We start from the raw sequence: 18,426 nt of genomic DNA on the forward strand, positions 1-18,426 counted from the left end.
TGGGGCAGATCTCTGCGGTGGGCAAGGCCTCTCCAGGGAGGGGTCGGGGCGCTCCGAGTGCCGGATGCGCGGTTCGGGGGCGGAGGCCGTCCGTGGCGCCCTGTCCTTCGGTCGGCAGTGGCACCGGCGGCGCGGCGGCGACGCATGGTGACCGTCGCAGTCACCGCCCCTGATCGGCTTTCCGTGCGGACCCGCGTGTCTTGATCTCGACCGGGGCGAACACCGCGATCAGTGCGAGGAGGGCGACCAGGGGTGCCAGCAGCCAGTACCAGCGTTGTGCCCACCAGGCGGCGGTGGGTTCGGGCAGAAGCGTGTGACCCAGGCGTTCGTAGACCCACAGCGCGGCGAGGTAGGCGGTCATGTGCCACAGGAACACGGTGATCGCCACCACGTTGAGGGCGACCACGGGTTTCCACACCGCGCGCCGGCGCAGCAGGCGCGCGGCGCGCGGTGTGATCAGCGCCAGCAGGCCGAGCTGGAAGACGGCGAGGGCCGCGATGGCCGCGTTGGTGGGGAAGATGTTCGACTCGGCGTCGCCGACCCCGGCGACCATCGAGCGGGGGTAGCCGGCGAACACCGTGAGGACGACCAGGGCCAGCAGTCCGGCCGCGGTGATCGCCAGCCGCTGGACGACGGGCCGCCGGCCGAGCTGCCAGGTGCGCCAGGCGTAGCCGAGCTGGTGGCAGAACAGCCACACCAGCGCGAGCGTCGCCCACTCGGCCCAGTCCAGGTCGAGGCCGCGGCCGAGCACACTGCCGAGGGCGATCAGTGCCGCGAGCGCGGCCAGGGTGCCGGCGGGGCGGCGGGTGTGCAGAGCGGCGGTGGCCGGCACCGCGGTGATCAGGAGGCTGTACACGCCGAGGAACCACAGGGGCGTCAGGTAACCGGGGAACCACTGCCACATCCATCGGTGCGGTCCGGGCAGTGCCGCGGCGATCAGCTCGCCTGCCAGCCACACCCCTGCCCATACGGCGGTGGGGGCCGAAAGCCGGCGGAGCCGGTCGGCGACGAAACGCCCGGCGGACTCCTCGTTCCGCCGGTGGCGTTCCCAGCCTGCGAGGTTCGCGTAGCCACCGACCAGGAAGAACACCGGCATGATCTGCAGCACCCAGGTGGCCAGCCAGCCTCCGGGAACGGCGTCGACCGGATTGGGCATGACGAGCGTGCCGACGGCCGTGCGGTGGGTGACCGACAAGGTCCAGTGCCACAGCGTGACGATCACGATGCTGAACACCCGTGCGGCGTCGACGACACGATCGCGTTTGTCAGGGGTCGCGCTCACCAGCCGGTCCAAGGCCCCGGAGCCGCCGCGGGTGACGCCCCCCCGGCGTGAACGGGACATCACGAGTCGTAGAGACTGTCGATCTCTGCCGCGAAGTCCTGGAGCACCCGGGCCCGGCGGACCTTCAGGGTCGGGGTGAGGTAGCCGTCGGCCTCGGTGAGGTCGTTCGGCAGCACCCTGAATCTGCGCATCCGCTCGGCCGGGCTGACGGACGCGTTGGCCTCGTCCACCGCGGCCTGGAGTTGGACGAGCAGGTCAGGGTCGTCACGGAGCTGGGCGGGGGTGGCCTCCGCGGGTTTGCCGGCGCTCTTCTTCCAGACCGTCAGCTCCTCCTCGTCAAGGGTGATCAGGCCGGCGATGTACGGCCGCTCGTCGCCCACGGGCACCGCCTGACTGACCAGCGGATGGGCGCGCAGCCGGTCCTCCAGTTCGGCGGGCAGGACGTTCTTGCCGCCGGCGGTGACGATGATCTCCTTCTTGCGGCCCGAGATGGTCAGGAAGCCGTCGTCGTCCAGGGAGCCGACGTCTCCGGTGTGCAGCCATCCACCCGGGCCCAGCGTCTCCTTCGTGACCGCCTCGTTGCGCCAGTAGCCCGGGAACACGACGGGACCGCGCAGCAGGATCTCACCATCCTCGGCGATCCGGACCGTGACACCGGGCAGCGGTCGGCCGACCGTTCCGATCTTGACCGCGGAGGGCTGGTTGACGGTGGCGGCGGCGCTGGTCTCGGTCAGTCCGTAGCCCTCGAGCACCGTCACGCCCACGCCTCGGAAGAAGTGGCCTAGCCGGGTCCCCAAGGGGGCGCCGCCGCTGATGGCATGGGTGACACGGCCCCCGAGCGCCGCCCGCAGCTTCCGGTAGACGAGCCGGTCGAACAGGGCATGGGCGAGGGCGAGCCCCAGGCCGGGGCGGCCACCTCGCTCCAGTCGTCGGCTGTAGCGGATGGCGACCTGTTCGGCCATGTCGAATACCGGTCCTCGCCCCTGCGCCCGCGCGCGCTGCTGGGCGCGGCTGTGGACCTTCTCGAGCACCCTGGGCACCGAGAGGATGAACGTGGGCCGCAGGGCGGCGAGGTGGCCGGGCAGCCGGTCGAGGTCGGCGGTGTGGGCCAGCCGGATGCCGTGTTCCACGCAGGCCACCTGGATCAGTCGGGCGAAGACGTGCGCAAGCGGGAGGAACAGGAGCGTCGAGGAGTCCTTGCGGAAGATCTCCGTCAGCGCCTCGATCGCGGCGCGGGCGTCGTAGAGCAGGTTGCCGTGGGTGATCACGCATCCCTTGGGCCGGCCGGTGGTGCCGGAGGTGTAGATGATCGTGGCGGTGTCGTCGGCGCGGACCGCGCGGCGGCGTTCGTCGACCTGGGCCTCGGACACGCCGGCGCCCTCCTGCCGCAGTCGGCGGAGGTCTCCGGCGTCGATCTGCCACACCTGGTCCAGCCCGGGAAGTGCCGCGTCGACGGCCTCCAGGCGACGGCGGTGCTCCGCGGTCCCGACGACCGTCGCGACGGCCTCGGAGTCCTTGAGCACCCATTGGATCTGCTCGGGCGCGGCGGTGTCGTAGATGGGCACGGGCACCGCGCCGATCGTCCACAGGGCGTAGTCCGTCAGCGTCCATTCGTAGCTGGTCGCCGCCAGCAGGGCGACCCGCTCGCCGGGCTGGATCCCGGCGGCGAGGAAGCCTGCGGCGAGGGCGCGCACCTCGGTGGCGAACAGCGCGGCGGTCACGGGCTCCCAGCCGCCGCTTCGCGTCGGCCGGTCGAAGAGGACGAGATCGGTACGGTCGCCCCGGAAAACCGCGGTGGCCAACTGGTCCTGCGGCGGAATCCGGACGACGGAAGGGCTCTCGTACTCACGCATATTCATAGTGTTAGCAAATCAGCTGATTCACACCATTCAGGCGGACTGTGTGAGGACAGGTGCGTGTTTTTTCGTGCCCGGTGCGGTGTGCGGGCCCGCGCACACCGGGCCGCTCTTGTGGTGCACACCGCGCCGAGCGGTCGGAGGATGCCGGTACCACGGAAACAGAGGCGGACCCGGGTGCGGATGGGCGGGGAGCACCTGTTCGCGGTGCTCCCCTGGTCGCACTGGCTCACCTGGCTGTTCCAGGTGATGGGCGGCCACCTGCTGCGGATCCGCAGCTGCCTCACCCCGGTGGGATCTCGACAGCACACCCGGACCGCCACCGCGGTCATCGAGTTCGTCTCCCGCGCGGTCACCGTCGGCTACGAACATCATTGCCGCGGCCTCTTCGACCATCGACACCCCGGGATCCCCCAGGCTCGCCTCCCGTGCCGCGAAGGGAAGGGGCGACGAACTGCCCAAGAGATCGGCGGAGGCAGCCCACGAACAGCCCCCGAACCCGCCCCCGAACCGCAAAGACTGCTCGTGACAGTCACCGCGGACGACCGCGAATCCGCCCCCGAATTCTTCAAGGAGGCGAGCGCCGTGTGCTGGAAACGCAAGTACGACAGGACAGCGCGCCGGGGCCGTCAGGGGGCGATTCGCGCGCTTTCACGGACGCGACGCGCGGTCCGCTGCACGGGACCGGCGGCCGGTCGGCCGCCGGGCTGGCGGCATGAGAACCCGGTGGAGCTGCCGGAGGGCACGGTGGACTGGGAGGCCGAACTCGTCGTCGTCATCGGAAGTCACTGCCACCGGGCGACCAGGGAGACGGCCTGGCCGTACGTGGCCGGACTGACTGTGGGGCAGGATCTGTCCGAGCGGCGTCTCCAGCTGACAGGGCCGGCGCCGCAGTTCTCGCTCGGCAAGTCCTACCCCGGTTTCGGCCCGCTGGGCCCTGAACTGGTCAGCACCGATGAGTTCGCCGACCCGGACGACCTCGAACTGGGGTGCATGCTCGAAGGCGGCGAGGTGCTGCAGAAGAGCCGCACCTCCGAGATGATCTTCGACGTGCCTGAGCTCGTGAGGCGTCTGTCGGCGGTGTGTCCGTTGCTGCCCGGGGATCTGATCTTCACGGGCACCCCGGCCGGGGTCGGGGCCGCCCGAACTCCACAGAAGTTCCTGGCCCCGGGTGACGCGCTCGTCACCTGGATCGAAGGCATCGGCACGCTGCGCAACCCGATGCTCGCCTCCTGACCCGACCCGACGGAATCCCACTCCGATCTGGTACCTCAAGGATCCGGCCGGCAACTTCTCCGAGTACTACTCCGACCTCGACTGCATCGTCGACGACGCACTGTGGAAGCCGGGTGTTTTCGAGGGCGTCCAGTCGCTGTACGCCTGGGGGCCGCCCATGCCGCCGTCCTTCCTCGCCCCCGACGACCTGGGCGCGTTGATGACCGGCGCGCACAGCCCCGGACGGTGAGGACAGCCATGTACCAGCAGACAGCCGCGCCTGCTCGGCGCAGGGGCCCTCTCTTCACTCCCGCACTCCGACTGCGACGGCCGATCGGGCGGGCCGGTGAGCCGGCAAGCCATCCTGCCCCTGCGTCGCGGACGGTCATCAGCATCCGGATCACGACGACAGGCGGAGGTGCGGCATAGGCGTGCCCTGGCAGGCGGCCGCAGAACCGGTGGAGCCGATCTGGCAGCCCGCTCCGGCACCAAACAGAAAGCCACGCCTCACCGAGTTCGGCGAGTTCGTGGCCCGGAGCACCGCGTCGGGCCCGACCCCACCTCGGGCGCGGACCCGCCCGGCCCGGTCACGGGTTCCAGTAGACGGTGCAGGACACACGGTCGAAGCGGCGGGCCGCCAGGTCCGCGCGCTGGATTCCCCAGTGCACGCTGTCGACCTCCTCGAGGTCGTCCATCGCTTGCCAATGGGCGAGCATCACCCAGTCGTCGACGGCCTCCGACACCGGTTCACCGCCGCCCCAGGTCCCCTCCTCCGCGCTGTGCACCGCGGCGTGCACGATGTCTTTCAGCAGGTCGTTCTCCGCGTGCCCGCCGATCCGCAGATACCGGTCGTCGACCGGGCCGTGGCCGGTGCTGCCCCACAGCCTTTCGAGCTCGTCGAGGTGCCGGAACCCAGCGGCCCCAGCGTCCTTCTCGAGCAGTTCGGCCAGGTAGGGGTTGGGCAGGGACGGCTCTGTCCTGGCCCTCAACTCACGCTGCGGGAAGTTGCCGAAGACCTCCTGGTACTCCTGGCGCCATTCCTCCCCCTCCGCCTGGTCCTTGTTCCAGGCGTTCCTGTCCCGCTCCACCACGGGCGTACCGGCAGGAACGTAGATGGCCTGGCCGTGGTTGCAGCATTCGTAGGCGTCCCAGATCCAGGCGAAGAGCAGCAGGTGCCCGTCCGGCGGCAAGGAGAGGTCCGTCGACTCCTTCGGCAGCGCGGCGAGATCGATGGACGCGACGTAGGGCTCCTCGGGGTCCGCCATCCCGTCGGGCAGCAGCAGCGGCCCACCGAACCGGCCCACGACCGGCCCGTCCCCACGATCCTCGAGGAGGGCGCAAGGCCGGCCACGGGCGATCCAGCGGTCCACCAAGTCGACGGGTATCCCCCGCTCAACTGCTCCCGCACGAAAGGACGTCACCTTTTCCCGAAGTTCAGCGATCACACCGGCACCGTAACGTCCGGCACCGACATCGACATCGGGTGCGGGTCCGCCCCGGACCGAGAAGGCGACACGGCAAGCGCGGGAGGTCACGAGGCGCCCGTCTCGGGGTCTATCAGGACACTCCCCGCGGCCGGCGCCGAGGTCGTGAAGTCCACGCCGAGGCGGCGCAGGTGACAGCCAGCGGCGAGCGGCGCAGTGCAGCGGGCCGGCAACACACGGCGGGCTCTGTGTCGGGTTCGTGATGAAACCGCAGACCGTTGTGAAAATCCCGGCCTTTTTCCGTGTCCTTCACTACAGCATTGCAGCAAAGCTGCGAAGTCGGGGTGTGGCGATATGGTCGGCCGATGTACCGATATGTGGCCTCGCATCCGCCCGCAGGCGGGTGGAACAGCTTCGACATCGGCTCGAGTGACGTGCCTGCGGAGGGGCTTATGATCGTCGGCGAACTACTCGCTTTGCGTCCGCCCTCCTGTCGTCGACGATTCTTGGCGAACGCGAATGTAAGAACTCTGAGCGGGTCGCGTGACCGTGGCGCAGAGAAAGAAGGGTGAACTCCATGGCTCTCGGGCTGCTCCGTCGTCGGCGATCCCGTGGTGCCTCCGGTGCCGGATCGAGCATCTCGGTCCCCCTGCCGCCCGGTGCCGGAGCGTTCGGCTTCCAGGTGCTCGATCCCGTGGGGCAGCCCATGGGCGGAGCCGAGGTCACCGTGACCGCGCTGGACAGCCACCGGGTCGCGACGCGTGGCACCACGGACCCCCATGGCTACTTCATAGCAACGCTGCCACCGGGCTCCTACAGCGTGATGACCGTGGCCGAAGGCCTGTCACCTGCCCGTGAGAACCTCGACATCGCGGCCGGGGTGGCCCTGCCCACCGTGCGCATCGCGCTCCAGCCCGCCCGCCAGATGGAACTTCCGACAGCCGGAACCTGGCTGTTCGACCCTCCGCACACCGCGATCCGGTTCATCGCCAAACACGTGGGCATGGCCCACGTCCACGGCCGGTTCACCCGCTTCCAGGGCAGCATCCGCATCGCTCCGGACATGGCCGACTCACAGGTGGCGGTGCGCATCGACGCCTCCAGTGTCACCACGGGCAACAACACCCGCGACAACCATCTGCGTTCCGCCGACTTCCTGGACGTCGAACGCTACCCGTACATCGACTTCACCAGCACCCGGTTCGCCCACCGCGGCGGCTCCAAGTGGACCCTGCACGGCACCCTCACCATGCACGGCACCAGCCGCTCCGTCGGCCTCGACACCACCTACCTCGGGATGATCAACGGGGGCTACGAGCAGGAACTGCGCTGCGCGGCCCTCGCGAAGGCCGAACTCCATCGGGAGGACTTCACGCTCAACTGGCGCTCCATGCTCGCCCGCGGCATCGCCGTCGTCGGGCCGACCGTCCAACTGGAGTTGGACGTACAGGCGATGTACCGCACCCACGACACGCCCACACCGCCGCAGTAGACGCACACACGAGCGCCGCACACGGGCCACCGATCGAAGCCGTTCCCGGCGACACCTTGACAGCACAGAGCGAGCAGATGGGAAAGGGCTCACCACCATGGGCATCTTCGGCCGACGCCAGACCGCCGTCAGCGAGCCGACCCCGACTGACGGCACCGGCGCCTTCGCCGCGGAGTCCACGTCCCGGGGTGTCGCGCTCGACCCGGCACTTCGCGCCCTGACCGGGCGGTGGACCATCGACCGCCCGCACAGCCGCATCGGATTCTCCGTGCGGCACGCCATGGTCACGACAGTCCGGGGGGCTTTCACCGATTACGACAGCACGTTGTACTTCGACGGAGCCCAGCCCTCCGAGTCACGGGCCGACCTCGTCATCCGGATCGCCAGCGTCGACACGGGCGTGGCGCAAAGGGACGCGCACATCATCGGCGCCGACTTCTTCGACGCGCACCACTACCCGGAAATGACCTTCCGCAGCACCTCCACCGTCCACGAAGGCGGAGAGACCTTCCGCATGACCGGGGACCTGACCATCCGCGACGTCACCCGGCCCGTCGACCTGCAACTCGACTACCTCGGCTCGGTCCTGGACCCTTTCGGCTTCGAGCGAGCCGGATTCGACGGCACCACCACCATCGACCGCACCGAGTGGGGTCTGGTCTACAACCAGCGCCTCAAGGCAGGCGGCACCATGGTGAGCGAGAAGGTCAGGCTGCAGTTCGACATCTCCGCGATCCGGTCGACATCGTAGCGGCGTCAGGGCGATACTCCTGCGACGTCATGGCGACTCCGCGGAGTCGCAGGAAAACCGTTGGCCTGCCTGCCCGACGTGCTCCAGGCATGATCCACTGCTGCCCACCTGCCGCGAGACCGAGCGTCTGACCCTGCGCCGCCTGTCTGCCGAGGACGCGGACGTGCTGACCGAACTGGACAGCGACCCGGCGATGATGCGCTACCTGACCGGCGGCAGTCCCGCCCCGCCGGCGAGGCTGCGTCGGCGCCGCCGGAGGCGGTCAGGCCCGCCGCCAGGGCGGCGGAGCCCGCTTCCGTCCGCCCGCGGTGAGCCGGTCAGGCCGTGTGCTGGTACGCCGAGTAGGTGATGTAGCCGGCGTCGCCGCCCTGGTAGAAGGTGTCCTCCTCGGCGGGCGCGAGGGGCAGACCCGAGCGCAGGCGTTCCACCAGGTCGGGGTTGGCGAGGAAGCCGCGGCCGAAGGCGATCAGGTCGGCGCCCAGGTTCAGCCAGTGGTCGGCATCCGCCCGTCCGGCCTGCTTCGGGCCGCCCGCCATGGTCGGGCTGACGATCAGGGTGCCCGGCCAGGTCTTGCGCAGTTGGAGGAGTACGTCCTCGTCGGTGCTGGCCGTCAGGTGCACGTAAGCGAGGTCGAGACGGGCCAGCTCCGTCAGCAGAGCGGTGTTCAGCTCGGCCGCGTCGTCCTCGGTGACCCCCCAGATGCCGCCACCGGGCGACAGACGGATACCGGTACGGGAGGCTCCCACGGCTTCGGCCGTGGCTGCCGCCGCCTCGACGGCGAAACGGATCCGGTTGGTGACCGAGCCGCCGTAGCGGTCCTCGCGCAGGTTGGCGTTGGACGACAGGAACTGGGAGATCAGGTAGCCGTTGGCGCCGTGCAGTTCGACGCCGTCGAAGCCCGCGTCGACGGCGCGGCGGGCGGCGTCCGCGTAGGAGCGGGCCTGCTCGGGGACCTCGTGGGTCTCCAGGGCCCGCGGCACGGGCGCCAGCTGCGGACCGCTCGGGGTGAACACGCTGCCCTCGGCGGGGACGGCCGAAGGGCCGACCGGCTGGAAGCCCGTGGTCTCGGGGTGCGAGACCCGTCCGCCGTGCATGATCTGGGCGAAGATGCGTCCGCCGTTGGCATGGACCGCGCCGGTCACCTGCCGCCAGGAGTCGGTCTGCTCATCGGTGTGCAGGCCGGGCGTGCCCGGGTTGGACTGGCCCACAAGGCTGGGCTGGACGCCTTCCGTGACGATCAGGCCGGCCGTGGCGCGCTGCGCGTAGTAGGTGGCCATCGAGGGGGTGGCCAGGCCGCCGGCGGCGGCCCGGACACGGCTCATGGGGGCCATGACGGTCCGATTGGGCAGAGTGAGTTCGCCGAGGCGGTAACTGCTGAACAGGGAAGGCACGTTGTTCTCCACGTATGCGTGTGCGTCTGCGTCCGTGCTCCGTCTGCCGAAGCACACGAGTACGCTAAAACCTGACACCGATGTCAGATGCAAGCCGAGAACACCACGGACTCGCGTGAGGCCCGTCACAGAGCCCCCGGCGCCGCGGACACGGCAGGAGGCGGTCATGCGGATCGGAGAACTCGCGGCACGCGCCGGGGTGAGTGTGCGGTCATTGCGCTACTACGAGCAGCAGGGGCTTCTCAGCAGCACGCGTACGCCGGGCGGGCAGCGGCAGTACGAGGAGGGCGACGTGGAACGTGTCCGCTTCATCCAGAGCCTGTATGCGGCCAACCTCTCCAGCCGCACCATCGCCGAGGTCATGCCGTGCGCCGAAGCACCCAGTGAGCGCAACTCCGACGCCGCGCTGGAGCGGATGGCCCGCGAACGCGAGCGGATCACGGCGCAGATCGAGGATCTCCTGCGGGCCCGCGACACGTTGGACGCCATGGTGGCCGTGGCCCAGGCACACCGCGAAACGCTGCTTGGCGACACCCCTGCCACAGCGTCCCGGGCGGAGGCCGCTCCTTCTTCGGGGACGGAGGCGAGAACGCTCACCGGGTCCGGGACGCGAAGAGAACCGTGGCCCGCTTGAGGACTGCCGCGTCTTCCCGCGGCCGGCCGCTGGACCCTCACCTTCAGGGCAGGTACAGGGTGTGCTCGCAGGCGGATTGGGCGAGGAAGGTTCCGGCGCCACGCGCACGGCCCCTCTTCGTCGAATTGGTGACGCGCCGTCGGCGGCCGCCTCCACCACGGTCGGACGGTTGGGCAGACGCACGTGAGATCCGACGGCGAGGGCTGCGCGGGGCTTCACTCGGGTCGCCCGTAGTGGCCCGCCCCTCGGTCGTAGAGATTTCAGACGCACGTGGCAACGTCGGCTCCTGGCTGGCTCTTGACCCCGTTTCGGTTCGTGCGCCGCAAGGCGGAGTTCGACGGCGCCAGTCCGCTGTCCGCCACGGTTCGCCTGGTCGACTGGTCGACTGGTCGCGCCGGCTGCAGGCCCACATGGCCGACCACGCCTTCAAACAGGGTGCGCTGGCCGAGAGGGTGAACGATGAGCTGAAGGCGGCCGGTTATCCAAAGAGCTGGTATTCCGGGGAGACCGCGGGCCGAACGCTCGTCAGTGCGTGCGGCGTCGCATCCGGCGCCCCAGAAGAAGGAGTGCCGGGCCGGCCACCAGAGATGCGGTCGTGATGCCGCCCAGAATGACCGTTCCCGTGGAGCGTCCGGAGGTGCCGGTGTCGGCCAGTGTCGGGCGGGCGGAACCGGCGGTGGTGGAGGAGTTCGCGGTGGCGGCCTGGAGGATGAGGTCGGTGACGGCGTCGGGACGCGCGATCAGGGAGACGTGGCAGGTGTCGATCTCCACGGTGTGGGAGTGAGCGCGTTTGGCCTCGAAGCGTTCCTGGTCGGGGTTGATGGTCTTGTCCTGCCGACCGACCAGGGCCCAGGACGGTATGTCTTTCCATGCCGCGACCTTGGCGGTCTCCGAGAACGCAGCGGTGGCCGCGGGCCGTTGAGTGTCCGCCAGAAGGTTCGCCTGGCCGGCCGGCAGACAGGCGGCGAAGACCGGGTGCACCTTGTCGCGTTTGAGGTACAGGTCGGTGCCGCTGGCGCCGGTGGTCTGGTAGGGCACGGACGTGGTGGCGGTGCCGAGGGCGCTGGGGAAGCGGGCGGAGAGCGACATGCCGCTTTCGCCCACGTCCGGCATCAGTGCCGAGATGTACACGAGGGACTTCACCTGGGGATTGCCGGCTGCGGCGGTGCTGATCACGGCTCCGCCGTAGGAGTGTCCGGCGAGTACGACGGGTCCCTTGATACTTTTGAGTACGGAGGCGATGTAGGCCGAGTCGCTGTACAGCCCGCGCAGTGGGTTGGCCGGGGCCATGACCGTGTAGCCGCGGCGCTCCAGCCGTTCGATCACCCCGTTCCAGCTGGAACCGTCGGCGAAGGCACCATGCACCAGGACGATGGTGGGCTTCTTCGTGCCTGTGCCACCGTCCGCGGCGGCCGGGACCACCGTGGCCGTGCACAGGGCGGTGACGGCGCATCCCGCCGCCGCAATAAGGAGACGCTGCGTGATGCGTCGTATGCCAGAGCCCGAAGATGCCGTCATGTTGTGCTCGCTTTCCGCTGGGGCCTATGACACATCAGCGTTCCCGAACTGGCGCGACCGAGCCCCTCGACCGGTGCCAACCGCGTGAACCGGCGTGGCATCAGGGTGATGGCACGCATGTTGCGCGCGGCCGCCGTGGAATGACGGACGGGGCACGGCGCGAAGGCCGGGAGTCCGCACTCGGCGCAGGTGCGCGGACCGGAGTTGATCCGGAGCGGCGAGCGCGTGACCAGCGAGCCTGCTGCCCGGCGGTGGGACGGCACCCATGTTCCACTGGATTCGCGGGTGTCCTGTGGTTCCTGTTCACCGCGGTCCTCGTCATCTCTGTGGCCGTGGGCGTGGGTGCCGGCGCTGCTGCGTGGACTACCGCGCCGGTCCGGGTTTGGAGTTGTAGAGCAGGCTGTGGTAGCGGCCCTCCTCCTCCAGCCCCGACGGGTCACCGCCGAGGGCCCGCACCGCCTCGATCGCGTGCCGCCGCTCGCGTTCGTCCGTGAACCTCCGCTGCGGATAGGTCCGGGACACATCCACCGTGGTACGCAGCCCGTGTGCGGCCAGCGTCCGCACGACAGGCTCGTATGACACGGTCCGTAGCACGAACGCGCTCACCCACACGGGGCGCCGGACTGCGTCCAGCAGCGCGGCAAACGTCCGCTCGGTGATGTAGCTGCCGCCGCCCGTCAGGGTCATCAGCCCGACCTCGTCCAGGGCGCCGCGCAGTCCCGGCCCGGGCGACACCCGTTCCAGGTCGTCGGTGAAACCGGCTTCCAGCAGACCGGCTTCCTGGGCATAGCGCACCGCCGGGGCGGCGATGTCCAGGCCGTACACCCGCAGCGCGTCCGGCCGCCGCCGCTCAGCGTAGAACTCCCGGTCCCACGCGGCCAGCCCCGCCGACGTCATCCGCCAAGCGGTGTCGGACATGTACCGCTCGTACAGCTCCGCGAGCGTCACCTCATGATTGAGCAGGGCGGCGTTGATGCCGTAGGAACAGCACAGGTCCAGCACCACCGGCCCGCCGGCCCGCCCGTCACCGTGCGCTGCCCACTCCGCGGCCAGCTGCCGGAACACCGGCTGGGCGTGGTGCGGGATCTCGTAGCCCAGTGGAGCGAGCCGCGTGAAGTAGGCACGCGGGTCCGGCTGGATGTACACGTCGTCGAATCGGGACTTGCCGCTCGCCGCACCGTCAGAGCCCAACCCGCCCACACCGCACTCTCCTCGCACCGCTCCGTTGCCCCATCATGTCCCCCCTCCCCTGCCCCACGGACATCCGCCACGCGGCGGCGGTGTGGCATGGGCCGATCCGACGGCCGGGCGCTGACCTCGCCCTCAGCGGCTATGAGGCGCGGGCGTCCGCGTCCGCGCGACGGGGCCGGGCTCAGGAGGTGGGGGTCTCGAACTGCCCCAGGTCGAGGTCGCTGATGAGGTCGGGCCTGGTGGTTGCCGTTCGAGCCGGCCGGGTCCCGGTGCTCGATGTCGGGTTGTGCGGCCAGAGCGTGGGGCCGAGGAAGCCGACGTGGGTGCCGGCTTCCTCGTCGGGTTACCGGCTGTCAGCAGGTCCGTGGGGCGGCCTGCCGGCCATCACCGCGCGGCCGGGACGCGACGGATGTTCAGGGCTGACGGGCACTGAACTGGCGGCGCAGGTATCCGTACCAGGCGTGGACGTAGACGGCGCTGACGGCGGCTTCGGGGGCGAAGAGGTCCCAGGCGTGGTAGGCGCCGGGGTACAGGTGCAGTTCGACGGGCACGCCGCTGGCCTGGAGCCGCGTCGCGTAGTTCAGGTCCTCGTCGCGGAAGACGTCGAGTTCGGCGGCTGCGATGAAGGTGGGCGGCAAGGCGGTGAGGTCCGTCGCGCGCGAGGGTGCGCTGTATGGGGGCACATCGTCGGCGCCGGCGCGGTCCCCGAGGATCAGGTGCCAGGCCAGGATGTTGGTCGCGCGGTCCCAGATTCCGATGTCGGTGACCTCGTGGCTGGACGCGGTGGTGTTGCGGTCGTCGAGCATCGGGTAGCTCAGCGCCTGGAACAGCGGCGCCGGCTCGCCCTGGTCGCGGATCATGAGCGAGGTGGCTGCGGCGATGCCGCCGCCGCCGCTTTGCCCGGCCAGGGCGACGCGGGCCGCGTCGATGCCGAGTGCGGCTGCCTGACTGCGAAGCCAGCGGTAGGCGAGCAGGCCGTCCTCGGCGGCGGCCGGGGCGGGAGCCTCGGGCGCGAGCCGGTAGTCGACGGAGGCGACGATGCAGCCGACCTCCAGGACCAGGTGCTTGAGGGTGGGATCGTCCTGGGCCGCGTACCCGAGGACCTGCCCGCCGCCGTGGAACCAGACCAGCACCGGCAGCGGCCCGGCTGCCTCGGTGGGCCGCAGCAGCCGGATGGCGAGGGTGGATCCGTCCGAGCGGGGCGCCTGGACCTCTTCGACCGACACGGACGGCTCGTCCGGTATCTGGGCCGCGATCGCCTCGGCGAAGGCTCGGACGCCGGCGCGTGTGCCCTCCAGGTCACCGAGGTCGAACACCCCAGCCTCCGTCATCGGCACCGCCTTCAGGACCTCGGCGAGTTCCGGGTCGAGCCGCTCGTGTGCGTTCTTGGTGTTCATGTTGTTCGTCTCCTTCCGGCTGCACAGCAGCCGGTCGTGCAGGGGGATGGTGGGTCGTTTGGGCCGGTTCCGCCGAGCCGTGTGGATGGGCGCGGGGAACGGACCGGAATGGAGAAGGGGGCGGGCTCAGCGCGCGGCGGTGGCGCCGGTATCGAAGTAGTGACCCTGGCCGAGGTCGTCGACGAGGCTGGGCTGGACGGGCGCCCAGCCCAGAAGGTCGCGGGTCAGCGTGCTTGAGGACGGGTTGTCGGCCTGTGCGTGGGCGCTCAGGAAGCCGAAGTGGGCCTCGGCCTCGGTCGGCGCGATGCTGACCACGGGCAGCTTCAGCCCGCGGCCGATGCCCTCGGCGATCTGGCGGAAGGTGATCCCTTCGTCGTCGACGGCGTGCAGCCGTGACCCGGCCGGGGCGGATTCCAGCGCCAGCCGGTACAGGCGTGCCGCGTCGAGCGTGTGCACGGCGGGCCAGCGGTTGGCACCGTCGCCGACGTAAGCCGAGACGCCCTTGGAGCGGGCGATGGAGATGAAGGTCGGGACGAAGCCGTTGTGGTCGAGCGAGCTGTGCACGGTCGGAGTGAGCCGGACGACGGACGACCGGATGCCGCGCTCGGCGAGTGCGACCACCGCGTTCTCGGCGTCGATCCGCGGTCCTGCGTCGAGTACGTCGGCCTCAGTGAGCAAGCCCTGCAGTCCCGCGAAGGCGAACAGCGCGGTTCCCGAGGTGGCCACCAACGGCTTGCCGGTGCCGGCGAGCGCGTTTCCGAGCGTGTCGAGGGCGCGCAGATCCGCTGCGACCGCGCCGTCGAAGTCGCCGGCGAACATGGCGTCGTGCTTGAAGGCCAGGTGGATGACCCCGTCAGCCGCAGCGGCGGCCGCGGCGAGGCCGTCGAGATCATCGAGGTCGCCTCGGTGCGCCTGGGCGCCGGCAGCCGTCAGCGCGGCGGCGGACTTGTCCGAGCGCGCCAGCCCGACGACGTGGTGTCCCGCTTCGAGGAGCTCGGGGACGACGGCGGAGCCGAGATGTCCGGAGGCTCCGGTGACGAATACGCGCATGGTGTTGCCCTTTGCTGCGGGCTCCCCACCAGGGGCGAAGAGCCGTGATGTCAGTTCGTGACATCACCGTAGCGCTCATGTCAGCCTCTGTCATCACTCTGATGTCAGATTCTGTCATCGGTGGGTAGGATCGGAGCATGAGCCGATGGAAACCCGACGCACGTGGCCGCCTGGAGAAGGCGGCGATGGAGCTCTACAACGACAAGGGCTTCGACGCCACCACCGTGGCGGAGATCGCCGCCCGGGCCGAGGTCACCGAACGCACCTTCTACCGGCACTTCGTCGACAAACGGGAAGTCCTCTTCCAGCCCAACGCCCTGGCCGACGTCCTCGCGCACGCCACGGCCACCGCCGCCAGCCCTCTGGCGCCACTGGAAGTGATCACACACGCCCTCACCGAAGCCGCTCCCGTCTTCGAAGAACGCGCAGAACTGGTACGGCAGCGCCAAGCCGTCATCGCCGCCAATCCCGAACTGCAGGAACGCGAACTGGCCAAACAGGCCTCACTCGTCTCCACCCTCGCCCACGCGCTCCGGGAACGCGGTCTGGATTCCACCACCGCGGCACTCGCGGCCGAAATCGGGATCGCCGCCTTCAAAGTCGCCTTCGAACGCTGGATCGACGACTCCGACCGGCACACCCTCGCCCAACACATTCGGGAAACCCTGGACGCCACCAGGCACCTCATCGCACCGGCCGAACACGCCGCCGCGACCGACGACGCGAGCTTCCAAGGCCAGGGGAATGTGGCATGAATGCCGTGGGCACCCCGGGCAAGGGGCCCGCAGCTATCCGTCCTCGTCGTTGTCGGTCTCGTCGTCGCTGTACGGGTCGCGTAGCTGCCGCAGGCCCGGCGCCAGCGGCCGGGTGAACGCGTAGCGGCCGAGGAAGTCGATGTGGTCGTACGGGAGCGGGGACAGCCGGCCGAGCAACTCGTCGGTGACGGGGAAGCCGTCGGCGGCCAACTGCTTGACGGCGGCGTCGAGGTCCATCGAGTTCGGCGTCGCCGTCCTCGATGCGCCGCTGGTCGTCGTCCGCGGCCACGACTCCTGCGGCGCCGTCGCCGCGGCCCGCTCCGCCCTGGAGAACGGCCAGACCCCGGGCGGCTTCGTCCGCGACGTCGTCGAACGGGTCACCCCGAGCGGGCTGGCAGCCCGCGCCGCTGGACGCGACAAGGCCGAAGAGGTCCTGTCCGAGCACATCGAGCACACTGTGGACCTTCTGCTCGAACGCTCCCGCGTCCTGGCCGAGCGGGTGGCCGCCGACCGGCCCGCCGTGGTGGGTCTGTGCTACCGGCTGGCCGACGGCAGCGCGCAGCTCGTCGCCGCCCGCGGCCTTGATGCGGCGGTCCCCACCGCATCCCGACCGTCCCGGCCGTGGCCGCTCACCCGGTGGGATAGTCAGCTCGGCCGTGGGCGTCCGAAGAGCAGGTCGTAGCCCGGCGGGAGTTGGAGCAGGACGCGGTTCATCAGGTCCTCGCCCGCGACATCGGCCACGACGCTGAGCACCGCGCTGACGTCCCAGGTCGCGGTCTTCTCCGTGGCGCCTTCGATCCAAGCCGCGGTCGCCCGGATGAACCGCTCAGGCGTCAGCGGTTCGCGGGCCTGAAGGGGATTGCGGAGGACCAGAGAGAGCGCTTCGGGCAGCCGGGCGGCCAGCTCGGCGCGCACATCGCCCACCAGATGGGCGCCCAGCAGGGCCAGAACGACACGGGAAGACCGCTCTGCTTCCTCCTGCGTGGCGTATTCGCCGCGGTCCTGGACCGCGGCGATGAACGAGTCCCAGCGCATTGCCATGGCGCCCTCCTGAGTCGACGGCCGCCGCACAGCTCGGACGGCTTCGCGGGCGGGAGCCGCCGGCTCCAGGCTCCCGCCCGTCGTGCGCGGGCTCAGCTACTGATCTGCTTGCGCGAGTCGTCACCGCTGATGGCGATCTTGCGGGGCTTGGGCTGCTCGGCAACCGGGATCCGCAGCCGCAGCACACCGGCATCGTAAGAGGCATCGATGCGCTCCGTGTCCAGGGTCTCGGCGAGGAAGAGCTGGCGGCTGAAGGACCCGGTGGGCCGCTCCGCGATCACGACCTCGCTGTCCTCGCCGGCGCTCGGGCGGCGCTCCGCCTTGACGGTCAGCACGTTGCGCTCGACATCGAGCTCGATCGATTCCGGGGACACGCCGGGCAGGTCGAGCTCGACGACGAAGGTTTCGCCGTCGCGGAAGGCGTCCATCGGCATCGCCGCCGGCCGCGCCGCGGTGCCGAAGACCTGCTGGGTGAGCCGGTCCAGCTCGCGGAAGGGGTCGGTTCGCATGAGCATCATCGGTCACTCCTCCCTGAAGGCGTGATGCACATGTCGGACAGTTCCTATATAGCTCACCTCATTAAAGTTGACAAGAGCGGACTCAGGTTCGTCTCGGCCGGTTCGGCTGCGGAGCCAGTGGAGGGTCTCGCGGCCATCTGCCGGTGCGCGGCTTCCTGAACGCCGGCTGATCCCCCGTGCGGTATGCGGTCAGGTCCGATGGCTTCGTGCCATTCACCCGCGACCGACCCGGTCCCGACAGTCACCGACACCCGGCTACAAAGGCCTTCTCGAACCAACGGCGGCCGTTGACGTGCTGGCCAGATAGTTGCGGGTCGCGGTCCCGGCCGGGCCCTGGCTGACCTCGGCGGGCGTGATCCGGTACAACAGCGGCAGGATCCCGGCCACGACCATCGTTTCGGACTCGGCACTCATCACGGCGCCTTCGACGGCCCCGGCCACCACGCAGCGAGCCCCCTCACGGGACCGGCTGCCCAGCCTTGGCCCGGCCACGCTCAGGGTACGCGCGCGCACCGCGGTCACCAGCCCATCTCGGAATATGCGCGGCCTTCGGCGATCCCGGCGATGGCCGCCCGGGCGTAGGGGCGATCGGCTCCGGCAACTCCCCACGCGGCCACCACTGCCAGGCCAGGCACTTGTCGGCCTCGCGGACCTCGGGAACGCCCTTCCAGCGACGGGCCCGGAAAACCATCTGCGTCAACGGCTGTCCGCCCGACGTGTCCACGACGTGTACGACATGCGCCGGATCCACGTCCGCCGGGTCGATGACCAGTCCAGCCTCTTCCCGGGCCTCCCTCACCAGGCAGGCGAGCGCGTTCCCTGTCAAGTTCATCTGTTCAGACCTGTGACGACGATTTTTAGTTGGCACAAAAGAGGGATAGTTGGCACCAAGATCGCGGGGCTTTCAGGGG

At 70.0% G+C, this 18,426-nt stretch carries 16 protein-coding genes and 4 pseudogenes; 7 read left to right on the forward strand and 13 right to left on the reverse strand.

Going from position 1 to position 18,426, the window contains the following annotated elements:
- Positions 1-160: 160 nt before the first annotated feature.
- Both AB0927_RS14600 and AB0927_RS14605 read right to left on the reverse strand, forming a co-directional pair.
- Positions 161-1,282 carry an acyltransferase gene (locus tag AB0927_RS14600; protein ID WP_366667913.1) on the reverse strand — a complete coding sequence of 374 codons (1,122 nt, stop codon included), beginning with the start codon at positions 1,280-1,282 and terminating at the stop codon, positions 161-163.
- 59 nt (positions 1,283-1,341) lie between these two features.
- On the reverse strand, positions 1,342-3,135 hold the full coding sequence (locus AB0927_RS14605) for a long-chain fatty acid--CoA ligase (protein WP_366667914.1): 1,794 nt from the start codon (positions 3,133-3,135) through the stop codon (positions 1,342-1,344).
- Between the two features lie 729 nt (positions 3,136-3,864).
- Between AB0927_RS14605 and AB0927_RS14610 the strand changes: the two are divergent.
- Positions 3,865-4,374 (forward strand): annotated as a pseudogene (locus AB0927_RS14610) (fumarylacetoacetate hydrolase family protein); the annotation flags it as partial.
- 28 nt (positions 4,375-4,402) lie between these two features.
- Positions 4,403-4,603, forward strand: a pseudogene (locus AB0927_RS14615) (dioxygenase); the annotation flags it as partial.
- Between the two features lie 337 nt (positions 4,604-4,940).
- On the opposite strand, the gene AB0927_RS14620 reads toward AB0927_RS14615, so the two are convergent.
- Positions 4,941-5,657 (reverse strand): DUF1963 domain-containing protein, encoded by a 717-nt coding sequence (locus AB0927_RS14620; RefSeq protein WP_366667915.1) that lies wholly within the window; start codon positions 5,655-5,657, stop codon positions 4,941-4,943.
- 697 nt (positions 5,658-6,354) lie between these two features.
- On the opposite strand from AB0927_RS14620, the gene AB0927_RS14625 reads away from it, so the two are divergent.
- Both AB0927_RS14625 and AB0927_RS14630 read left to right on the forward strand, forming a co-directional pair.
- A complete protein-coding gene (locus AB0927_RS14625; RefSeq protein WP_366667916.1) occupies positions 6,355-7,269 on the forward strand; it encodes a YceI family protein in 915 nt (304 codons plus the stop codon).
- Between the two features lie 97 nt (positions 7,270-7,366).
- Positions 7,367-8,020 carry a YceI family protein gene (locus tag AB0927_RS14630; protein ID WP_366667917.1) on the forward strand — a complete coding sequence of 218 codons (654 nt, stop codon included), beginning with the start codon at positions 7,367-7,369 and terminating at the stop codon, positions 8,018-8,020.
- Between the two features lie 317 nt (positions 8,021-8,337).
- Here the strand turns inward: AB0927_RS14630 and AB0927_RS14635 are convergent, their stop codons facing one another.
- Complete coding sequence (locus tag AB0927_RS14635; protein WP_366667918.1) at positions 8,338-9,411, reverse strand: alkene reductase; 1,074 nt, start codon at positions 9,409-9,411, stop codon at positions 8,338-8,340.
- Positions 9,412-9,577: 166 nt separating this feature from the next.
- Between AB0927_RS14635 and AB0927_RS14640 the strand changes: the two are divergent.
- Positions 9,578-9,934: pseudogene (locus tag AB0927_RS14640) on the forward strand (MerR family transcriptional regulator); the annotation flags it as partial.
- Between the two features lie 636 nt (positions 9,935-10,570).
- Here the strand turns inward: AB0927_RS14640 and AB0927_RS14645 are convergent.
- From AB0927_RS14645 to AB0927_RS14660, 4 genes are all read right to left on the reverse strand, one after another.
- Positions 10,571-11,563, reverse strand: coding sequence for an alpha/beta hydrolase (locus AB0927_RS14645; protein ID WP_366667919.1), 993 nt, complete (start codon positions 11,561-11,563; stop codon positions 10,571-10,573).
- A gap of 363 nt (positions 11,564-11,926) precedes the next feature.
- Positions 11,927-12,754 carry a hypothetical protein gene (locus AB0927_RS14650; protein WP_366667920.1) on the reverse strand — a complete coding sequence of 276 codons (828 nt, stop codon included), beginning with the start codon at positions 12,752-12,754 and terminating at the stop codon, positions 11,927-11,929.
- 413 nt (positions 12,755-13,167) lie between these two features.
- Complete coding sequence (locus AB0927_RS14655; RefSeq protein WP_366667921.1) at positions 13,168-14,151, reverse strand: alpha/beta hydrolase; 984 nt, start codon at positions 14,149-14,151, stop codon at positions 13,168-13,170.
- A gap of 126 nt (positions 14,152-14,277) precedes the next feature.
- Positions 14,278-15,201 (reverse strand): SDR family oxidoreductase, encoded by a 924-nt coding sequence (locus AB0927_RS14660; RefSeq protein ID WP_366667922.1) that lies wholly within the window; start codon positions 15,199-15,201, stop codon positions 14,278-14,280.
- A 137-nt stretch (positions 15,202-15,338) separates the two neighbouring features.
- On the opposite strand from AB0927_RS14660, the gene AB0927_RS14665 reads away from it, so the two are divergent.
- A complete protein-coding gene (locus AB0927_RS14665) occupies positions 15,339-15,956 on the forward strand; it encodes a TetR family transcriptional regulator (protein WP_366667923.1) in 618 nt (205 codons plus the stop codon).
- A 33-nt stretch (positions 15,957-15,989) separates the two neighbouring features.
- On the opposite strand, the gene AB0927_RS14670 is transcribed toward AB0927_RS14665, so the two are convergent.
- The gene (locus AB0927_RS14670; RefSeq protein WP_366667924.1) at positions 15,990-16,193 is read right to left on the reverse strand and encodes a Tn3 family transposase; all 204 of its coding nucleotides are present in this window, start codon (positions 16,191-16,193) and stop codon (positions 15,990-15,992) included.
- Between AB0927_RS14670 and AB0927_RS14675 the strand changes: the two are divergent.
- Positions 16,189-16,563, forward strand: a pseudogene (locus tag AB0927_RS14675) (carbonic anhydrase); the annotation flags it as partial. The gene AB0927_RS14670 and the pseudogene AB0927_RS14675 overlap by 5 nt on opposite strands.
- A 38-nt stretch (positions 16,564-16,601) precedes the next feature.
- Here AB0927_RS14675 and AB0927_RS14680 read toward each other — a convergent pair.
- The 4 genes from AB0927_RS14680 to AB0927_RS14695 all read right to left on the reverse strand — a co-directional run bounded on the left by AB0927_RS14680 (position 16,602) and on the right by AB0927_RS14695 (position 18,347).
- Entirely contained in the window at positions 16,602-16,997 is a 396-nt protein-coding gene (locus AB0927_RS14680) for a DUF2267 domain-containing protein (RefSeq protein ID WP_366667925.1), read from the reverse strand.
- A 92-nt stretch (positions 16,998-17,089) separates the two neighbouring features.
- Positions 17,090-17,512: an Hsp20/alpha crystallin family protein gene (locus AB0927_RS14685; RefSeq protein WP_366667964.1), complete on the reverse strand. Its 423-nt coding sequence runs from the start codon at positions 17,510-17,512 to the stop codon at positions 17,090-17,092.
- Positions 17,513-17,770: 258 nt separating this feature from the next.
- Positions 17,771-17,929 carry a hypothetical protein gene (locus AB0927_RS14690; protein WP_366667926.1) on the reverse strand — a complete coding sequence of 53 codons (159 nt, stop codon included), beginning with the start codon at positions 17,927-17,929 and terminating at the stop codon, positions 17,771-17,773.
- Positions 17,930-17,972: 43 nt separating this feature from the next.
- Positions 17,973-18,347, reverse strand: a complete 375-nt coding sequence (locus tag AB0927_RS14695; protein WP_366667927.1) for an NUDIX domain-containing protein — start codon at positions 18,345-18,347, stop codon at positions 17,973-17,975.
- Positions 18,348-18,426 lie beyond the last annotated feature (79 nt).

It is taken from the genome of Streptomyces sp. NPDC048106 (genome assembly GCF_040706415.1).
Classification (GTDB): Bacteria; Actinomycetota; Actinomycetes; order Streptomycetales; family Streptomycetaceae; genus Streptomyces.